Origin of the sequence: Vibrio sp. R78045, assembly GCF_042466085.1 — a bacterium.
Taxonomy (GTDB): domain Bacteria; phylum Pseudomonadota; class Gammaproteobacteria; order Enterobacterales; family Vibrionaceae; genus Vibrio; species Vibrio cyclitrophicus.
On sequence record NZ_JAXHBS010000018.1, the window covers coordinates 1,334,064 to 1,352,395 of the forward strand.

Genomic DNA, 18,332 nt, shown 5'->3' on the forward strand with positions numbered 1-18,332 from the left:
TTCTTCTACCTTTGATTTAACCAACTCTTTAATACTTCAATATCATTCTGGTATTCGTTATTAATTTCATCGACCCAATCTGAGATATTTTCCCACCACGCTGGCATATCTGGAGATTGAGCTTTCTGAGCGACTTGTTGTATGCGCTTCAAACCAATCGAACCGGCCGCACCTTTAATCTTATGAGCTTCAGAAACGATGCTGTCTTGATCTTTTGCGACCATGTTAGAGTTCAAGATTTCCATATACTCCGGCATCATATTTTCAAACATCACGATACTATCCAAAACCGGTTTCGGTCCAACAATGTCAACATAAGACTCTAGCATATCAATATCAAGCAGGGCCGTATCAACCGAAGAAAGAACCGGCTTCCTCGCTACTACTTTTTCAACACCGGTTGCTTTCTCAACACCAGTAGCTTTCTCAACATCCTTTACTGTATCAATACCCTTGGCTTTCTCATTAACCTCTGGGGCATCCTCAATAAGCTCGCTGATGACATCTTGAATAGCGCGAACCGACAGCGGCTTGCTGATCGCCTCGTCCATACCTTTCTGAAAATATTCTTGCTTGTTGCTTAAAACGTTCGCCGTCAAAGCAACTAAAGGAGGTAACTGGCTATATTTCTCTCGGTAGTACTGAGCGATGTCGAAACCTGTCATATCTGGTAACTGAATATCCAGAAGCACCAAATCATAGTCTTTAGGGTTGAAGACAATTTGCGCTTCTTTACCAGTCATCACCACCGTCACTTCATGGCCAAGGCTTTCAAGTAGAGAGCGAGCAACCGTGATATTGAGTTCAATATCTTCCACCATAAAGATTTTAAGGTTCGACTGCTTTCTTGGTGTTTTAATCAGTGCCTGAGTATCGTGATTCACCGGCACGCGAATCGAAACGGTAAATGTGCTACCAAAGCCTTCTTCACTGGTGACATCAATGTCGCCATCCATCATGTTGATCAATTGCTTAGATACAGCAAGACCAATACCAGTACCAACAGCGTGCAGGTTGTCGGCTCCTGACTTCACTTGATAGTACATTGCAAAGATCTTCTCGATTTCACTCTCTGGAATACCAATACCGGTATCCTCAACTTCCATCGTGATGTCAGCAAAATCACCATCGATATCGGCGCTGACCGTCATTACTACACCACCATCTTTGGTGAACTTCATCGCGTTACTGACAAGGTTCCACAGCACCTGTCTCAAGCGCGTACCATCGACTTCGACAGATGCAGGAAGATCGGACAACCTTTCTAGATCAAACCTCAACCCTTTTTGCTCTGCCATCAATGCAGAAATACTCTCAATCTCGACAACGAAATCTTCAAAGTTAATCGGGGTTGGGAATAACTCTAGCTTGCGGCGATCAAACTTATCCATATCGATAATATCGTTAAAGATATTACCCAGCGTTACGGCGCTAACCTTAATGGTTTGCATGTGTTTACGCTGCTCGGGTGTCAGTTGACTGTCCAGTAGCATGCGGCTCAAGCCGATGATCCCGTTAAGTGGGGTTCTTAATTCATGGCTGATGGTTGAGATAAAGGTAGTCTTATCACGACTGGCTTTCTCTAACGATTCTTGATGCTCTTTACGCTCGGTAATATCACGACCAAAGCCGACTAAGCCTAAGTGGCGGCCATCTTTACTGTAGAAAGGTACCTTACGCAGTTCGAAGTAGCTCTTACGACCATCAGGGTATTCCAACCATTGGTCGTAGGTCAGGGCTTGGTTATCAGAAAAGACTTTCTTATCAGTTTCAACAACCTGCTGAGCGATTTCTTTGCTGTAAACATCCCAAGGCGTTAAGCCAACCAGATCTTTTTCTGTTTTGCCGGTAAGTTCTTCTACTGCGCGGTTACAACCAGAGAACACACCATCTTCGTTTCGATAGTAAATAAGGTCAGGAGAAGCGTCGATAAACGAACGCAGTAGTGCGGTACGCTCTGCGAGTTCAAGCTGAGTTCGTTCACGTTGAAAGACTTCATTTTCGAGATCATGCATAGCTTCAGCACGCGCTTCTTCCGCTTTCTCACGTTCTTCAATTTCTTGGTTAAGCTTCTCGATATTGAGCTGCAGTTTATTGTTGAGCTCTTGGTCTCGCTCACGCATATCGCCAAGTTTAGATACTAGCTTCGCCAATCTTTGTCGGGACTCTTCCAGTTGGTCAACAACTACTGACAAGAAATAGACCGCCCAAGGCGTGATGACTAAACCGAAGAAAACCGAACGTACAATGTCGATGTCATCAACATTGCCTTTGAGTGCGAGGGTAATACCGACTTGCACAACAACAGCGAGGGCAACAAGCGCTAAGGCGAGTAAGATAGAAAAGCGGACAATCCCCAGTTTTACGAGTAGATCTACGTAATACTGAGCGAGATTTTTCATGGGTTTCATTTAGCGCTCCATGCGATAAGACTAGCAACATTCTACCCTGTTTGAAGATAGGAGGTAAGCTAGCTGCATCACACGCAGCAAGAGATCCACAGCAATATCATGGTCAAACAATCAATATAGTGGTAACCAATCAAGATAGTGCTAAGCAACCCCAAAAAGACAGGTTAACCCAACCATAAATTTATAGAACTAGCTAATTGAAGAAGGATGTACCATTGAACGATTTCGACCGTCAGATTTAGCTTGGTAGAGTGCACTGTCAGCCATCGCAACTGCGGACTCCATTTCGTCATCAGGTGATGGAATATAAGAAATAATGCCAATACTCACCGTGATAAATTCAGAGACCGCTGATTTTTCGTGTATCAGACCTAACTTAAGTACTTCATCATGAATACGACTTGCAACAAGAAGCGCACCATCCGTAGTCGTATTTGGCAAAATAAAGCCGAACTCTTCCCCGCCATAACGAGCCACGCAATCAGACGAGCGACTGAGTACTTGCTTGAATGCCTGCGAAACTTGAATCAGAGCATCATCACCTTGCTGGTGACCATAAAAATCGTTATAGCCTTTAAAAAAGTCGATATCACACAGCATGATCGTCAATGGTAGCCTCTCACGCACATGGTAATGCCATAGTGTCGAAAGCTGTTCATCAAAGCGGCGTCGGTTGGAAACTTTAGTCAAGCTATCCATAAAACTGAGGCGTTCAAGTTCAAGGTTCGCCTCTTCAAGCTTTTGTTCTGCTAGATAGCGCTCGGTAATATCACGCGCCATGATCAACACACCATTAGTGCTCGATGCTGGATCTCTAAATGGTGATTTGACTACATCATACCAAGTAAATGCTCCATCACTTGAGACCACTTTGTCGATATAACGCAGCGATTTACTTTGATGAAGCACTTGATGATCGGTTTCTGAAATTCGCGTATAGATGCTATGTGGCACCACATCTTGTAAACGCTTACCGATCAAGTCACTCACTTCAGAGATTCCCAGCGCAGCCACAAATGGTTTATTACACGCTTGATAAACCATGTTTTCATTAAAGATACCAATGGAGTCCGGGCTGGCCTCCAGGATGTTTTGTAGAATGGTATCACGCTGTGCAAGCGCGACTTCGGTGTCTTTTCGTTTTTCCATCTCTCCGCGCAACTTTTGCTGCATGTCGTGCCAATCGGTTACATCATGGCTAATCGAGAGCGTACCTATGGTTGAGCCATCTTGTGAAAGCAAGACACTTTGGTAGGTTTCAAGCAAGCAGCTTTTTCCATCTTGGTCTGTGGTCCAAGAGCGTTCACTTACACGACCTTTTAATGCTCCACCAGAAACACTCAGGGTGCCCTCTTCAGCACGACCATGCCAAAACTTTTTAAACGAGCGATTACTCGTCACTAACTCACCTTTCTGATCTTTCACGTAGATCAGCTCAGACAAAGAATCTAAAGCCGTGCGCGCGACATTGAGCTCACGAACTTCTTGGGACAGTTCTTCATTGGTATTTTTATAAGGCGAGGCATGGATCATCCAGGCTTTCTTGCTTCTAAAGTGGATTTTACGGCCGACTAAATTGACCTTAAAAGACTCAAATTCGGAAAGTGCCCAAAACGAAATTTGCTCAAATGATCGAGAGTTAATGTGATTGGTTAAGTAGTGACGGAAACTGTTTTCACTTTCCACGGTAGGAAAACGAAAATTAACACCGATTTGGCGGATACCCAATAATTGCATAGCTTGAAGATTGGCATACAAGATTTCACCACTTCGTACATCGACAAAGTAAAGTGGTGAGGGAGTAGAGAGTAGAAGCTTTTCAATGTGCGACTGATAACGCGAATAAAGATGCCAGCAGATGAGAGCAATTAGCAATACGATCACGATATATATACCGTAGCCATACGCCTTGTCCCACAACCAAGTCATTACCAGTTCCATTTACTCTCAATCTATACCATAAATTCTGTGAGGGAAATGTTACCACTATTTGCTGGTTTAATCTGCTGTTACCTACTCCCACGCATTTCTATAGATTGGCGCTATTTAATACAGGGAGCGTATACTTGAAAGCCGTACCTGTTTTGATGCCCTGCGCACCTGTTTTATCGAGTTCACGACCAATTTCAGTCATCGCTAACCAGCGGTTTTCACACCACAATGGCGAAAGAAGTGTAGGACGACGAGCGGCTGAAGATACACGATGATAAACCACATTTGCAGGCGTACGCTGGATAATTTCACTGGCGATATCAATATACTCTTCCAGGGTCGGCGCTTCGAGTTTGCCAGCTTTCCACGCTTTGGCCATGGTACTGCCCTCAACAATATGAAGGCCGTGAAGCTTGATACCATCAGTACCAACAGCTAATACCTTGTCTAACGTTTCCAGATTATCGACTTTGGTTTCTTTTGGCAGGCCGACGATAAGGTGCGTACAAACTTTGATACCTAAAGCCCGTGCGCGCTGAGTGATCGTTTCATACACCGCAAAATCATGACCACGGTTAATTCGTTTAAGGGTTTTATCATTGGCTGTTTGTAATCCTAGCTCTAGCCAAATCTCATAGCCTTGTTCCACGTAACCCGCTAGCAGTTCCAATACCGAATCAGGCACGCAGTCTGGCCTAGTGCCAACACAAAGACCTACGATATCGGCACCTGGTGCTTTAAGCGCTTCTTCATACATATTTTTGAGCACTTGGACTTCAGCATAAGTGCTGGTGTATGCCTGAAAATAAGCAAGATACTTCTTCGCACGAGCGATCTCACCGGCGCGATCTTTTAGCTGATCAGCAATACTTTGAATTTGAGTTTGTTCATCCGCAAACGAAGCAACGTTACAAAAAGTACATCCACCGCGACCGATGGTCCCATCTCTATTTGGGCAGCTAAAACCACCATGAAGTGTCAGCTTATGAACCTTCTCACCATAACGACGCTGAAGATCTTGGCCGATAGTATTAACCAACTCATGTAATTGCATATTTTCAAAGTTCTCAGTAAATAAGAATGAATATCAGTCTTTTTTGAAAAAAAATTACATCCCTGCAAAATTCGACCAAATAGTTTACGTAAAGCTTTTTGCGAGCAACCTATCAAATATCAATAAACATGCAAAAAATCAGCTCTATTTGCCTAATGTTGCACATTTGTTGTGCATTAAATTCAAAATAAAACGAAAAAAATGGTCTACATGGGGCAACTTTCATTGCAATTCGCCTAGACAAAATTGTAGGATACTTACACATATTGGCTATTTTTGAGTATTTACTTACAACCAAAACTTGCTGATAAGTCGGTGATACCCATATCCCACCTATATAAACCACTAGTTTGTGGTTAAAAATAAACGGATATCACTAAGGATTGTTTTTCTCGCAATACTTTTCCTGCGAGATACGGAAAGGATTCAAACCGCCAGCATAGGCAGGTTTAGACCCATAAATATAAAAGGACAAGGCTAACTTTATACAAATAAGTTGCGCCTAGATTTAACTGGAAGGATGTATCTATGGTAGATCAAGAGCAGAACTCACAGGGTCTGTATACTCCTGAATTGGAGCATGACGCTTGTGGTATCGGTTTTGTTGCGCATCTAAAGAATCGCAAATCTCATGATGTAGTAACTCAAGCACTCGATATGCTTGCACGTATGGAACACCGTGGCGGCCAAGGCTGCGATCCGTGTTCTGGTGATGGTGCAGGTATCCTGCTACAGAAGCCGCACGAATTCTTACTAGAAGAAGCCGTAAAGCTTGGAATTAAACTGCCATCTTTTGAAAAATATGGTGTTGGTGTTGTACTTTTCCCTAAAGATGAACACAAACGTGCACAGTGTCGTGACATTCTAGAACGCAATGCACAGCGCCTAGAGTTAGAAGTTATCGGTTACCGTGAACTTCCAACTGACAATTCAATGATTGGTGCTGACCCACTAAGCACTGAACCTCAATTTGAACACGTATTTATCTCTGGCGGCCCTGGTATCACTCCAGAAGAACTGGAGCGCAAACTGTATGTTCTACGTAACTACACCGTTCGTGTTTGCCTAGAAAGCGTGTCAAATATCGGTGATGACTTCTACATCAACTCTATGTCTTACAAGACATTGGTGTACAAAGGTCAGCTAACAACAGAACAAGTTCCTCAGTACTTCCTAGATCTGCAAAACCCAACCATGGTGACAGCTCTAGCACTGGTACACTCTCGCTTCTCTACCAATACATTCCCACGTTGGCGTCTAGCTCAGCCTTTCCGTTATATCGCACACAATGGCGAAATTAACACGGTTCGCGGTAACCTAAACTGGATGAAAGCGCGTGAAGCGATCCTTGAATCGGATCTGTTCACACAAGCTGAAATCGACATGCTGCTTCCTATCTGTCAGGAAGGTAGCTCGGATTCATCAAACTTCGATATGGCGCTTGAGCTTCTTGTTCTTTCAGGTCGTACTCTGCCACACGCATTGATGATGATGATCCCTGAAGCCTGGCAAGAAAACAAAAACATGGATCCAACTCGTCGTGCGTTCTACCAGTACCACGCGAACGTAATGGAACCATGGGATGGCCCTGCATCAGTATGTTTCACCGATGGTGTTCAAGTTGGTGCAACACTTGACCGGAATGGTCTGCGTCCTTCTCGCTACACGGTGACCAAAGACGACTTCCTAGTAATGGCGTCTGAATCTGGCGTAGTAGAAATCGCACCAGAAAACGTTGAATACCGTGGTCGTCTACAGCCTGGTCGTATCTTCGTTGCTGACCTTGAGCAAGGCCGCATCATTTCTGATGAAGAAGTGAAAGACGGTATCGCTAAATCGCAACCCTACGAAAAATGGGTTGAAGAGAATCTTCTGAGCTTGAAAAAGCTACCGGATGCGAGCAACGAATTTAACCAACCTTCTCCAGAGAAACTGCTTCACAAACAGCAATCGTTTGGTGTGAGCTCTGAAGAAGTAAACGAAATCATTCTCCCTCTTGCAAAAACAGGCTACGAGCCACTTTCTGCAATGGGTGCTGACTGGCCGCTAGCGATTCTGTCTCATCAATCGCAGCACCTTTCAAACTACTTTAAGCAGTTGTTTGCACAAGTAACTAACCCGCCGATCGACCCGATTCGTGAGCGTATGGTTATGTCTCTGAACACTTACCTAGGTAAAGATCAGAACCTACTTGCTGAAACACCTGAACACTGTCAAAAAGTGGAACTTGAGTCTCCTGTTCTTTCTAACTCAGAGTTAGAGAAACTTCGTGCAATCGATAACGAGCACCTTCAATCGAAGACGCTAGATATCGTATTCCAAGCAAACGGAGATCAAGGCAAGTTAGAGCGCGCACTTAAGCGTATCTGTCAGTACGCAGAAGACGCAGTGATTGATGGTTACTCTATCATTCTACTGACTGACCGTGCCGTTAACTCTAACCACGCCGCGATTCCAGCAATGCTGGCAGTTGGCGCGGTTCACCATCACCTAATCCGTAAAGGTCTACGCGCTAAGTGTGACATCGTTGTTGAAACGGGTGATGCTCGTGAAACTCACCATTTTGCAACACTTATCGGTTACGGTGCGAACGCAGTTAACCCATACCTAGTTATTGAAACGATTGTTGAATTGCAACGTACTAAGAAGCTAGATCCAAACGTACACCCACGTGAGTTCTTCGATAACTACCGTAAAGGTGTCAACGGCGGTCTACTGAAGATCTTCTCTAAGATGGGGATCTCTACGTTACAGTCTTACCATGGTGCTCAAATTTTTGAAGCCCTTGGTGTTAGCAAATCGGTGGTTGAAAAATACTTTACTGGTACTGTTTCTCGTATCCAAGGTCTAACGATCGACGATATCGCACGAGAAGTACTGGTTCGTCACCGTGTTGGTTACCCTGCTCGTGAAATCCCAGCTCAAATTCTTGACGTTGGTGGTGTTTACCAGTGGAAACAACGTGGTGAGAAACACTTGTTCAACCCTGAAACGATTTCTCTACTTCAAGAGTCGACGCGTAACAAAGATTACGGTCAATTCAAGAAGTACGCAAAAGCAGTCGATGACCAAGGCGACAACGCAGCAACGCTACGTAGCCAACTTGATTTCATCAAGAACCCTGCAGGCTCTATCCCTCTAGCGGAAGTAGAACCAATCGAGAATATCCTTAAGCGTTTCGCAACAGGCGCAATGAGCTTTGGTTCAATCTCGCATGAGGCTCACTCAACACTCGCTGTTGCGATGAACCGCATTGGCGCGAAATCAAACTCAGGTGAAGGTGGTGAAGACCCAGCACGTTTCGAGCGTAAAGAAAATGGCGACTGGGAACGTTCAGCAATCAAACAGGTGGCTTCTGGTCGCTTTGGTGTAACGTCTTACTACCTATCTAACGCTGATGAGCTGCAAATCAAGATGGCTCAAGGTGCGAAACCTGGCGAAGGTGGTCAACTACCTGGTGATAAGGTTGATGACTGGATCGGCGCAACACGTCACTCGACTCCGGGCGTAGGTCTTATCTCGCCACCGCCACACCACGATATCTACTCAATCGAGGATTTGGCTCAACTAATCTACGATCTGAAAAATGCTAACCGTAATGGCCGTGTAAACGTGAAGCTAGTATCGGAAGCAGGCGTAGGTACGATTGCATCAGGCGTAGCGAAAGCAAAAGCTGACGTGGTACTTATCGCAGGTTTTGATGGCGGTACAGGTGCATCTCCGATGTCTTCTATCCGTCACACAGGTCTGCCTTGGGAACTTGGTCTAGCAGAAACGCACCAAACACTACTGAAAAACGGCCTGCGTAACCGTATCGTTGTTCAGTCTGATGGTCAGATGAAAACACCACGAGACCTTGCAGTCGCAACGTTACTAGGCGCTGAAGAATGGGGCGTAGCAACAGCAGCATTGGTTGTTGAAGGCTGTATCATGATGCGTAAGTGTCACAAAAATACATGTCCTGTTGGTATTGCAACACAGAACAAAACTCTGCGTGAGCGTTTCGACGGCCGCGTAGAAGACGTAGTGACTTTCTTCCAATACATGGCTGAAGGTTTACGTGAAGTAATGGCTGAGCTTGGCTTCCGTTCTATCGACGAAATGGTTGGTCAATCACACAAACTTAAAGTTCGCGATGACATCGGCCACTGGAAGTACAAGAACCTAGATCTAACACCAGTACTGCACATTGAGCAGGCTCGTGCTGAAGACGGTATCTACAACCAGACAAAACAAAATCACAACCTAGAAGACGTTCTAGACCGTAAGTTGATTCAAGCTGCAATTCCAGCACTTGAGAAAGGCGAAGCCGTGAATGCGACCTTCCCTATCATCAACACGGATCGCTCTGCAGGTACCATGCTGTCGAACGAAATCTCGAAGGTTTACAAAGACCAAGGTTTACCACAACCAATGAACGTTAAGTTCCACGGTAGTGCGGGCCAATCTTTCGGTGCATTCCTTGCGAAAGGCGTTAAGTTCGAAGTCGAAGGCGACGCGAACGATTACTGGGGTAAAGGTCTGTCTGGCGGTACATTGGTACTGTACCCAGATGCGAAATCTTCTATCGTTGCAGAAGACAACATCGTAGTGGGTAACGTATGTTTCTACGGTGCCACTTCTGGTGAATCTTTCATTCGCGGTATGGCTGGCGAACGTTTCTGTGTTCGTAACTCAGGTGCGAAGGTTGTAGTTGAAGGTGTTGGTGATCACGGTTGTGAGTACATGACAGGTGGCGCGGCAATTATCCTTGGCTCAACGGGTCGTAACTTTGCTGCAGGTATGAGTGGCGGTGTCGCTTATGTTTGGGATAAAGCAGGTGACTTCGAAACCAAGCTCAACGCAGAACTTGTAGACCTAGACCCAATTGAACAAGAAGATAAAGATCTTCTACTCGATATGCTAACGAAGCATGTTGAATTCACAGGAAGTGAAGTTGCTCAGTCTTTCCTAGACAACTTTGAAACAAGCGTTGCATCACTAGTTAAAGTAATGCCTCGTGACTACAAAGCAGTTCTTGAGAAGCGTAAAGCTGAAGCACAACAGGCACAAACGGAAGAAGTGGAGGCAGTATAATGGGTAAGCCTACTGGATTTTTAGAACACGGTCGTGAGCTTCCAAAGAAGCTCGACCCATCGGTTCGTATCGAAGACAACAAAGAGTTCGTACTTAACGAAGAGTTTGGTGAAAAGATCAATACTCAAGCATCTCGTTGTATGGACTGTGGCGTACCTTTCTGTCACAACGGCTGTCCGATTGGTAACATCATCCCAGAATTCAATGACGCGGTTTACCGTGACAGCTGGGAAGAGGCTTGGAACATTCTAAGCTCTACCAACAATTTCCCTGAGTTTACAGGTCGTGTTTGTCCTGCTCCTTGTGAAAGTGCCTGTGTTCTTGGTATCAACCAAGATCCAATCACTATCTGTAATATCGAGAAAACAATTGTTGAAACTGCGTACCGTGAAGGATACGCAAAACCGAAAACGCCACGTTCTCGCACAGGTAAAACGGTAGCCGTGATCGGTTCAGGTCCTGCTGGCCTAGCCGCTGCTGAACAGCTAAACAGTGCTGGTCACTCAGTAACGGTATTTGAACGTGACGAAAAAGTAGGTGGTCTACTTCGCTTCGGTATTCCAGATTTCAAACTGGGTATGGACGTCATCGATCGTAAGATCAACCTAATGGCTGAAGCGGGCGTTGAGTTTAAAGTTAACCAGCACATTGGTGTTGATGTTAATGCTCAACAACTACGTCAAGAGTTCGATGTGGTATTACTAACGGGTGGTTCTACGGTTCCACGCGACTTGCCAATCCCAGGTCGTGAGTTGGAAGGTGTGCATTTTGCTATGGAATTCCTTGGTCAAAATAACCGCCGTGCCAACGATTTAGATCTCAAGACCGAAGAAATCCATGCTAAAGATAAGCACATTGTGGTTATCGGTGGTGGTGATACAGGTTCTGACTGTGTGGGTACTTCAAACCGCCATAAGGCAGCAAGCATTACTCAAGTTGAGATCATGCCGATCCCACCGGAGAAACGTCCTGCGAACATGCCTTGGCCTCAATACCCAATGATCATGAAAACCACCACTTCTCACGAAGAAGGTTGTGAGCGTCATTGGAACATCCTGACCAAAGAATTCATCGGCAACGATAAAGGTCAAGTGACGGGTCTACGTATTGCAGACATTGTTTGGCAAGACGCGAAACCAGGCGAGCGTCCAGGCTTTGATGAAGTGGCTAACTCTGAACGTGTTATTCCTTGTGATATGGCGTTCCTAGCAATGGGCTTCTTACACCCAGAACCAACAGGTGTACTGGCTCAGCTAGACATTAAACTGGATGAGCGCGGTAACGTGGCCTCTGAAGGTTACGCGACGAACCAGAAAGGCGTTTTCGCTGCTGGTGATATGCGTACTGGCCAGTCGCTAGTCGTACGTTGTATTAACGAAGGCCGTGAATGTGCAATTGCAATTGATGACTTCTTAATGGGTAACTCAAACTTAGAAGCGAAAGCTGATTCACTCATGCTTTCCGCATAATATTTCTCGGGCTAACGTCGCTAACGTCGCTGACGTTAGCTTAGGGAAAAAGCAACACCCTTCCTAACTTTTGTATTTGGCTAGCACTCGATGCTAGCCTTTTTTCTGCCTGTCACTTTCAATACATCTACGATAGCTGTTAAATCCCGTTAACAACTGGCTTTCATATCTCTTTGATATAGTTCTATTATTTCAGGTTATTACGTGGCTAATCGCGTTTACGCATGATAATTAACCATGAACTTGACCTTAAACACAATTAGCTATACGTTGTAAAGCTGATGAAAATAAAACCAATAGGTTTTGTTAACACAGCTAATAACGTTTTAACTAGCTAAAAACAAACTATCAGTTTATATAAGAACAAGTTTATAAAAAACAACAAGTATATGAATAGTTAGTCATTTACTGTCTGGATGACAGAGAAGCAAAAGGGAGAATTGCAATGGCTCTATATGATCCTAGTCTTGAAAAAGACAACTGTGGATTTGGTTTAATAGCGCAAATGGAAGGCCAACCTAGTCATAAGTTGGTACGAACTGCTATTTCAGCCCTCGATCGCATGACACACCGTGGTGGTATCGCCGCGGATGGCAAAACCGGAGATGGTTGTGGCTTATTACTACAGAAACCAGACTCCTACCTCAGAATTATTGCAGAAGAGAATAACTTCAAGCTCGGCAAGCAATACGCTGTCGGCATGGTTTTCTTCAGCCAAGACCCAATCAAAGCACAATCCGCGCAAGACATCGTCAATAAAGAGCTCGCTCACGAGACCTTAACCATCGCGGGTTGGCGTGTTGTGCCGACCAACACCGATGTATTAGGTCCAATCGCCAAAGATTCCGTTCCTAATATTCAGCAAGTCTTTATCTCAGCCCCTGCTGGCTGGCGTGAACGCGATATTGAACGACGCCTTTATATCGCTCGCCGTAGAATTGAAAAGCAGATCACCGAAGACAAAGATTTCTATATTTGTAGCCTGTCGACCCAAGTTATGGTTTACAAAGGCTTGTGCATGCCTGCCGATCTACCGCGATTTTACCTCGATCTCGCTGACTTACGTATGGAATCGGCGATATGTCTGTTCCACCAGCGCTTCTCAACCAATACTCAGCCACGTTGGCCATTGGCTCAGCCATTCCGCTATTTGGCGCACAATGGTGAGATCAATACCATCGAAGGCAACCGTCAATGGGCTAAGGCTCGTGCTTACAAATTCTCCTCACCACTGTTGCCTGATTTACAAACAGCCGCACCTTTTGTAAATGAGACAGGCTCAGACTCATCAAGCTTAGATAACATGCTCGACCTGTTCCTTGCTGGTGGTATGGATGTGTTCAGAGCGATGCGTATGCTTGTGCCGCCCGCTTGGCAAAACCACCCAGATATGGATCCTGAGTTACGTGCCTTTTACGACTTCAACTCCAAACATATGGAACCGTGGGATGGCCCAGCTGGTATCGTACTTTCAGATGGTCGTTATGCAGCATGTAACCTTGATAGAAACGGCTTACGTCCAGCACGCTATGTCATTACCAAAGACAACCTGATCACTTTGGCATCAGAAGTGGGTATTTGGAACTACGCGCCAGATGAAGTAGCAGAGAAAGGTCGCGTTGGGCCTGGTGAACTGCTTGTTATTGACACTCGTCGCGGCAAGCTATGGCAATCTAATGAGATCGACAATGATCTGAAAGGTCGACACCCTTATAAAGAGTGGATGGAAAAGAACGTTCACAAATTAACACCGTTTTCCGAATTGTCAGATGATCAAGTCGGTAAGCGTAGCTTTGACGATGACACACTAAAAACTTATCAAAAACAATTTGCGATGAGTAACGAAGAATCAGACCAAGTACTTCGCGTACTCGGTGATATGGGACAGGAAGCGGTCGGCTCGATGGGCGATGATACGCCAATGGCCGTTCTGTCTTCTAAAGAACGTCTTATTACGGATTATTTCCGTCAGAAGTTTGCCCAAGTAACCAACCCACCGATTGACCCTCTGCGTGAAAAACACGTGATGTCTTTGGCGACCAGTATCGGCCAAGAGATGAATGTATTCTGTGAAACCGATGGCCACGCTTATCGTGTGACGTTTGATTCACCGGTGCTGCTTTACTCTGATATGCAGCAGCTTCTGCAGTTAAGTCAAAAGCATTATGGTCACGCTATTCTTAGCATGCACTATGATCCGGCAGATAAAGATCTCGAACAAGCCATCAACGACTTGTGTGATCGTGCAGTGGAAGAAGTGCGTGATGGTGCAGTTTTGATTGTACTTTCAGACAAAGGTTTAGAAAAAGGTAGGCTGCCAGTTCCTGCCGCCATGGCTGTCGGTGCCGTACAAACCAGACTTGCAGACAACAACCTACGTTGTGATGCTAACATCGTGGTTGAAACAGCAACCGCACGTGACCCGCACCAATTTGCCGTACTGCTTGGCTTCGGTGCTACCGCAGTTTACCCATATCTCGCTTATGAAGCTCTGGGCAAAATGTTGGACGATGGTTCATTAGATAAAGACTATCGCACTGCATTGCAAAATTACCAAAACGGCATCAACAAAGGTCTGTATAAGATCATGTCGAAGATGGGTATCTCAACGATTGCTTCGTATCGCTGCTCGCAGTTATTTGAGGCAGTAGGTTTACATACCGATGTTGTTGATCTGTGTTTCCGTGGCGTAACGACTCGCATCCAAGGCGCTAGCTTTAGCGACTTCCAACAAGACATCTATAACCTATCTCGTAAAGCATGGACAAAACGTAAACCACTGGAACATGGTGGCTTACTCAAATACGTACATGGCGGCGAATACCACGCCTACAACCCAGACGTAGTCAGTACCTTGCAAACCGCTGTAAAGACAGGTGAAACATCGGATTATCAATCTTTTGCGAAGCAAGTTAATGCTCGTCCTGCTGCTATGCTGCGCGACTTAATGAGCCTCAAAAAAGCCGAACAACCTCTGCCGCTAGAGCAAGTCGAGCCAAGTAGCGATCTCTTTAAACGCTTCGATTCTGCCGCGATGTCGATTGGTGCCTTGAGCCCCGAAGCTCATGAAGCGCTGGCCATGGCGATGAACCGATTAGGTGGTTATTCTAACTCTGGTGAAGGCGGTGAAGATCCACGACGCTTTGGGACTGATCGTAACTCGCGCATCAAACAGATAGCTTCAGGTCGTTTTGGTGTGACGCCACATTACTTAACCAATGCGGATGTTCTACAAATCAAGGTCGCGCAAGGTGCGAAGCCAGGAGAAGGCGGTCAGCTGCCGGGTCATAAAGTCACCGCAGAAATAGCCAAGCTGAGATACTCAGTTCAAGGCGTGACTCTGATCTCCCCTCCTCCGCATCACGATATCTACTCTATCGAAGATCTGGCTCAGCTGATTTTCGACCTTAAGCAAGTTAATCCTAAAGCCTTGGTTTCAGTGAAGTTAGTATCTGAGCCGGGTGTCGGCACCATTGCTACAGGTGTGGCGAAAGCTTATGCCGACCTGATCACCATTTCAGGTTACGACGGCGGTACCGCAGCAAGCCCACTGACCTCAGTGAAATACGCAGGTTGTCCTTGGGAGCTTGGCTTAGCTGAAACTCAACAAGCACTCGTCGCCAACGGGCTTCGTCATAAAATTCGCCTGCAAGTCGATGGTGGTTTAAAAACCGGCCTCGATGTTATCAAGGGTGCGATTTTAGGTGCAGAGAGCTTTGGTTTTGGTACTGCACCAATGGTAGCAATGGGTTGTAAGTTCTTAAGAATTTGTCACCTAAATAACTGTGCGACAGGTGTGGCGACTCAAGATGAAACCCTACGTCGTGAATACTTCAAAGGCCTACCAGACATGGTGGTGAACTACTTTACCGGCCTAGCCGATGAGGTTCGCCAATACCTTGCAGAGCTTGGCGTAGAAAAACTTACTGACCTGATTGGCCGTACTGATTTGCTTGAAGCCGTTCAAGGTCTCACGGCGAAGCAGAGTAAGTTGGATCTTTCATCGATATTGGAAGCTCCGGTATCTACTGAAGGTCATCCACTGTTTTGGACAGAACCAAACGCACCGTTTGATAAGGCTCAGCTCAACCAACAGATCCTTGATGACGTAATCGATGCAATTGAGAAACGTCAATCCACCAGCCTTTACTACAACGTGATCAACACCGATCGTTCGATTGGCGCTCGTATCTCTGGCGAAATTGCTAAGCGATACGGCAACCAAGGCATGGCAGGTTCACCAATCAAGTTGTACCTCGACGGCACCGCAGGCCAATCTTTTGCAGTTTGGAACGCAGGTGGTGTTGAGCTTTACCTAACAGGCGATGCCAATGACTATGTTGGCAAAGGCATGGCTGGCGGAAAAGTGGTTATCAAGCCTCACCAAGGCACCGCATTTACCTGTAACGAAGCGACCATTATCGGCAACACTTGTCTGTATGGCGCAACCGGAGGCAAGCTGTTTGCTGCTGGTACTGCTGGCGAACGATTTGGTGTACGTAACTCAGGCACGGTTGCTGTGATTGAAGGTGCGGGTGACAACGCCTGTGAATACATGACTGGTGGTATTGTTGCCATTCTTGGTGCAACGGGCGTGAACTTCGGCGCGGGTATGACAGGTGGTTTTGCTTATGTGATGGATAAGAATGAAGACTTCCAAGGCCGAGTGAACAACGAGTCGGTCGAGGCACTTTCTCTGTCTGACCTATTTATCCACCAAGAACATCTGCGCGGCTTAATTGCAGAACACTTAGAAGAAACGGGCTCAGTACACGCTGAAGCTATTCTGGCGAACTTTGATGAATGGATTCCGAAGTTCTACTTAGTGAAGCCAAAGACGGCGGATCTTAACACCTTGCTCGGCCACCAAAGTCGTAGCTCTGCTGAACTTCGTGTTCAAGCGCAATAATTGGAAGGAGCCAATAATGAGCCAGAATGTATACCAATTTATTGATGTGAATCGCGTAGACCCAGCGAAGAAGCCAATCAAGATACGTAAGATTGAGTTTGTAGAGATCTACGAACCTTTCACTAAGCAACAAGCCAAAGCGCAAGCTGACCGCTGTCTAGACTGCGGTAACCCCTACTGTGAATGGAAGTGTCCAGTCCATAACTATATCCCTCAATGGCTCAAGCTTGCCAATGAAGGGCGTATTATCGAAGCGGCTGAACTGTCTCACCAAACCAACAGCTTGCCTGAGGTTTGCGGCCGAGTTTGTCCTCAAGATCGTCTATGTGAAGGCTCTTGTACCCTCAACGACGATTTCGGCGCAGTAACCATCGGCAACATTGAAAAATACATCAATGACAAAGCGTTTGAGATGGGCTGGAAACCAGACATGTCTCACGTTGAATGGACCGACAAAAAGGTCGCGATCATTGGCGCTGGCCCCGCAGGTCTTGCTGCAGCTGATATCTTAGTTCGAAACGGTGTGAAGGCCGTGGTATTTGACCGCTACCCGGAGATCGGTGGCCTACTAACGTTTGGTATCCCATCGTTCAAACTCGAGAAAGGCATCATGGAAAACCGTCGCCGTATCTTTAGTGGTATGGGTGTCGAATTTAAGATGAATACCGAAGTCGGTAAAGACGTTCAACTACAACAACTTGTCGATGATTATGATGCCGTTTTCTTAGGGGTCGGTACCTATAAAAACATGCGAGCTGGGTTAGACAACGAAGAAGCACCGGGCGTTTATGATGCTCTCCCCTTTCTTGTTTCCAATACCTACAAGGTCATGGAGCTGGATAATCCAACGCCATTCATCGACATGAAAGGCAAAAAAGTGGTCGTGCTTGGTGGTGGTGATACTGCGATGGACTGTGTTCGAACGTCTATTCGTCAGCATGCTGCTAACGTCGTCTGTGCTTATCGTCGTGATGAGGCCAATATGCCAGGCTCTCGCCGTGAGGTGAAGAATGCAAAAGAAGAAGGCGTGAAGTTCATGTTCAACCTTCAGCCATTAGCATTGGAAACCGATTCATCAGGTCATGTTACTGGCGTCAAAGTGGTGAAAACGGCGCTAGGTGAACCAGATGAAGCAGGCCGACGTCGTCCGGAACCCGTTGAAGGCAGTGAACATGTTCTAGAAGCCGATGCTGTGATCATGGCATTTGGTTTCCAACCTCATGCAATGGAATGGCTAGAACCATTTGGTGTAGAGCTCGACCAATGGGGTCGCATCAAGGCTCCCGGACAGCAAGAGTTTCAATACCAAACCACCAACAGTAAGATCTTTGCAGGTGGTGATGCAGTTCGAGGATCTGATTTAGTGGTGACTGCTATCGATGAAGGCCGTAAAGCCGCGGAAGGAATATTGGATTACCTAGAAGTGTGACTAGGTTTCCTTTATTACTCAGTTCGTTACTATAAAAAAGGGATCCAATTAT

Annotated in this window: 7 protein-coding genes; 4 read left to right on the forward strand and 3 right to left on the reverse strand. The window is 45.9% G+C overall.

Annotated features, from left to right (window positions below):
• Positions 1-5: 5 nt before the first annotated feature.
• The 3 genes from arcB to SJY39_RS27790 form a co-directional block, all read right to left on the reverse strand.
• Positions 6-2,411, reverse strand: coding sequence for an aerobic respiration two-component sensor histidine kinase ArcB (gene arcB / locus SJY39_RS27780; protein ID WP_016789754.1), 2,406 nt, complete (start codon positions 2,409-2,411; stop codon positions 6-8).
• A gap of 189 nt (positions 2,412-2,600) precedes the next feature.
• Positions 2,601-4,352, reverse strand: a complete 1,752-nt coding sequence (locus SJY39_RS27785) for a diguanylate cyclase (RefSeq protein WP_016786557.1) — start codon at positions 4,350-4,352, stop codon at positions 2,601-2,603.
• 88 nt (positions 4,353-4,440) lie between these two features.
• A complete protein-coding gene (locus SJY39_RS27790; RefSeq protein ID WP_010434776.1) occupies positions 4,441-5,397 on the reverse strand; it encodes a TIGR01212 family radical SAM protein in 957 nt (318 codons plus the stop codon).
• 528 nt (positions 5,398-5,925) lie between these two features.
• Between SJY39_RS27790 and gltB (SJY39_RS27795) the strand changes: the two genes are divergently transcribed.
• From gltB (SJY39_RS27795) to SJY39_RS27810, 4 genes are all read left to right on the forward strand, one after another.
• On the forward strand, positions 5,926-10,473 hold the full coding sequence (gene gltB, locus SJY39_RS27795) for a glutamate synthase large subunit (RefSeq protein WP_016767744.1): 4,548 nt from the start codon (positions 5,926-5,928) through the stop codon (positions 10,471-10,473).
• On the forward strand, positions 10,473-11,942 hold the full coding sequence (locus SJY39_RS27800) for a glutamate synthase subunit beta (protein ID WP_010434774.1): 1,470 nt from the start codon (positions 10,473-10,475) through the stop codon (positions 11,940-11,942). Before gltB (SJY39_RS27795) ends, SJY39_RS27800 begins: the two co-directional genes overlap by 1 nt.
• 445 nt (positions 11,943-12,387) lie before the next feature.
• The gene (gene gltB, locus SJY39_RS27805; protein ID WP_010434773.1) at positions 12,388-16,851 is read left to right on the forward strand and encodes a glutamate synthase large subunit; all 4,464 of its coding nucleotides are present in this window, start codon (positions 12,388-12,390) and stop codon (positions 16,849-16,851) included.
• A gap of 16 nt (positions 16,852-16,867) precedes the next feature.
• Positions 16,868-18,280, forward strand: coding sequence for an FAD-dependent oxidoreductase (locus tag SJY39_RS27810; RefSeq protein ID WP_016787584.1), 1,413 nt, complete (start codon positions 16,868-16,870; stop codon positions 18,278-18,280).
• Positions 18,281-18,332: the final 52 nt, after the last annotated feature.

Excerpts from the sequence above, each read along its gene's own strand:
- arcB (WP_016789754.1), bottom strand. The coding sequence starts at position 2,411 with ATGAAACCCATGAAAAATCTCGCTCAGTATTACGTAGATCTACTCGTA.
- SJY39_RS27785 (WP_016786557.1), bottom strand. The coding sequence starts at position 4,352 with ATGGAACTGGTAATGACTTGGTTGTGGGACAAGGCGTATGGCTACGGT.
- SJY39_RS27790 (WP_010434776.1), bottom strand. The coding sequence starts at position 5,397 with ATGCAATTACATGAGTTGGTTAATACTATCGGCCAAGATCTTCAGCGT.
- gltB (WP_016767744.1), top strand. The coding sequence starts at position 5,926 with ATGGTAGATCAAGAGCAGAACTCACAGGGTCTGTATACTCCTGAATTG.
- SJY39_RS27800 (WP_010434774.1), top strand. The coding sequence starts at position 10,473 with ATGGGTAAGCCTACTGGATTTTTAGAACACGGTCGTGAGCTTCCAAAG.
- gltB (WP_010434773.1), top strand. The coding sequence starts at position 12,388 with ATGGCTCTATATGATCCTAGTCTTGAAAAAGACAACTGTGGATTTGGT.
- SJY39_RS27810 (WP_016787584.1), top strand. The coding sequence starts at position 16,868 with ATGAGCCAGAATGTATACCAATTTATTGATGTGAATCGCGTAGACCCA.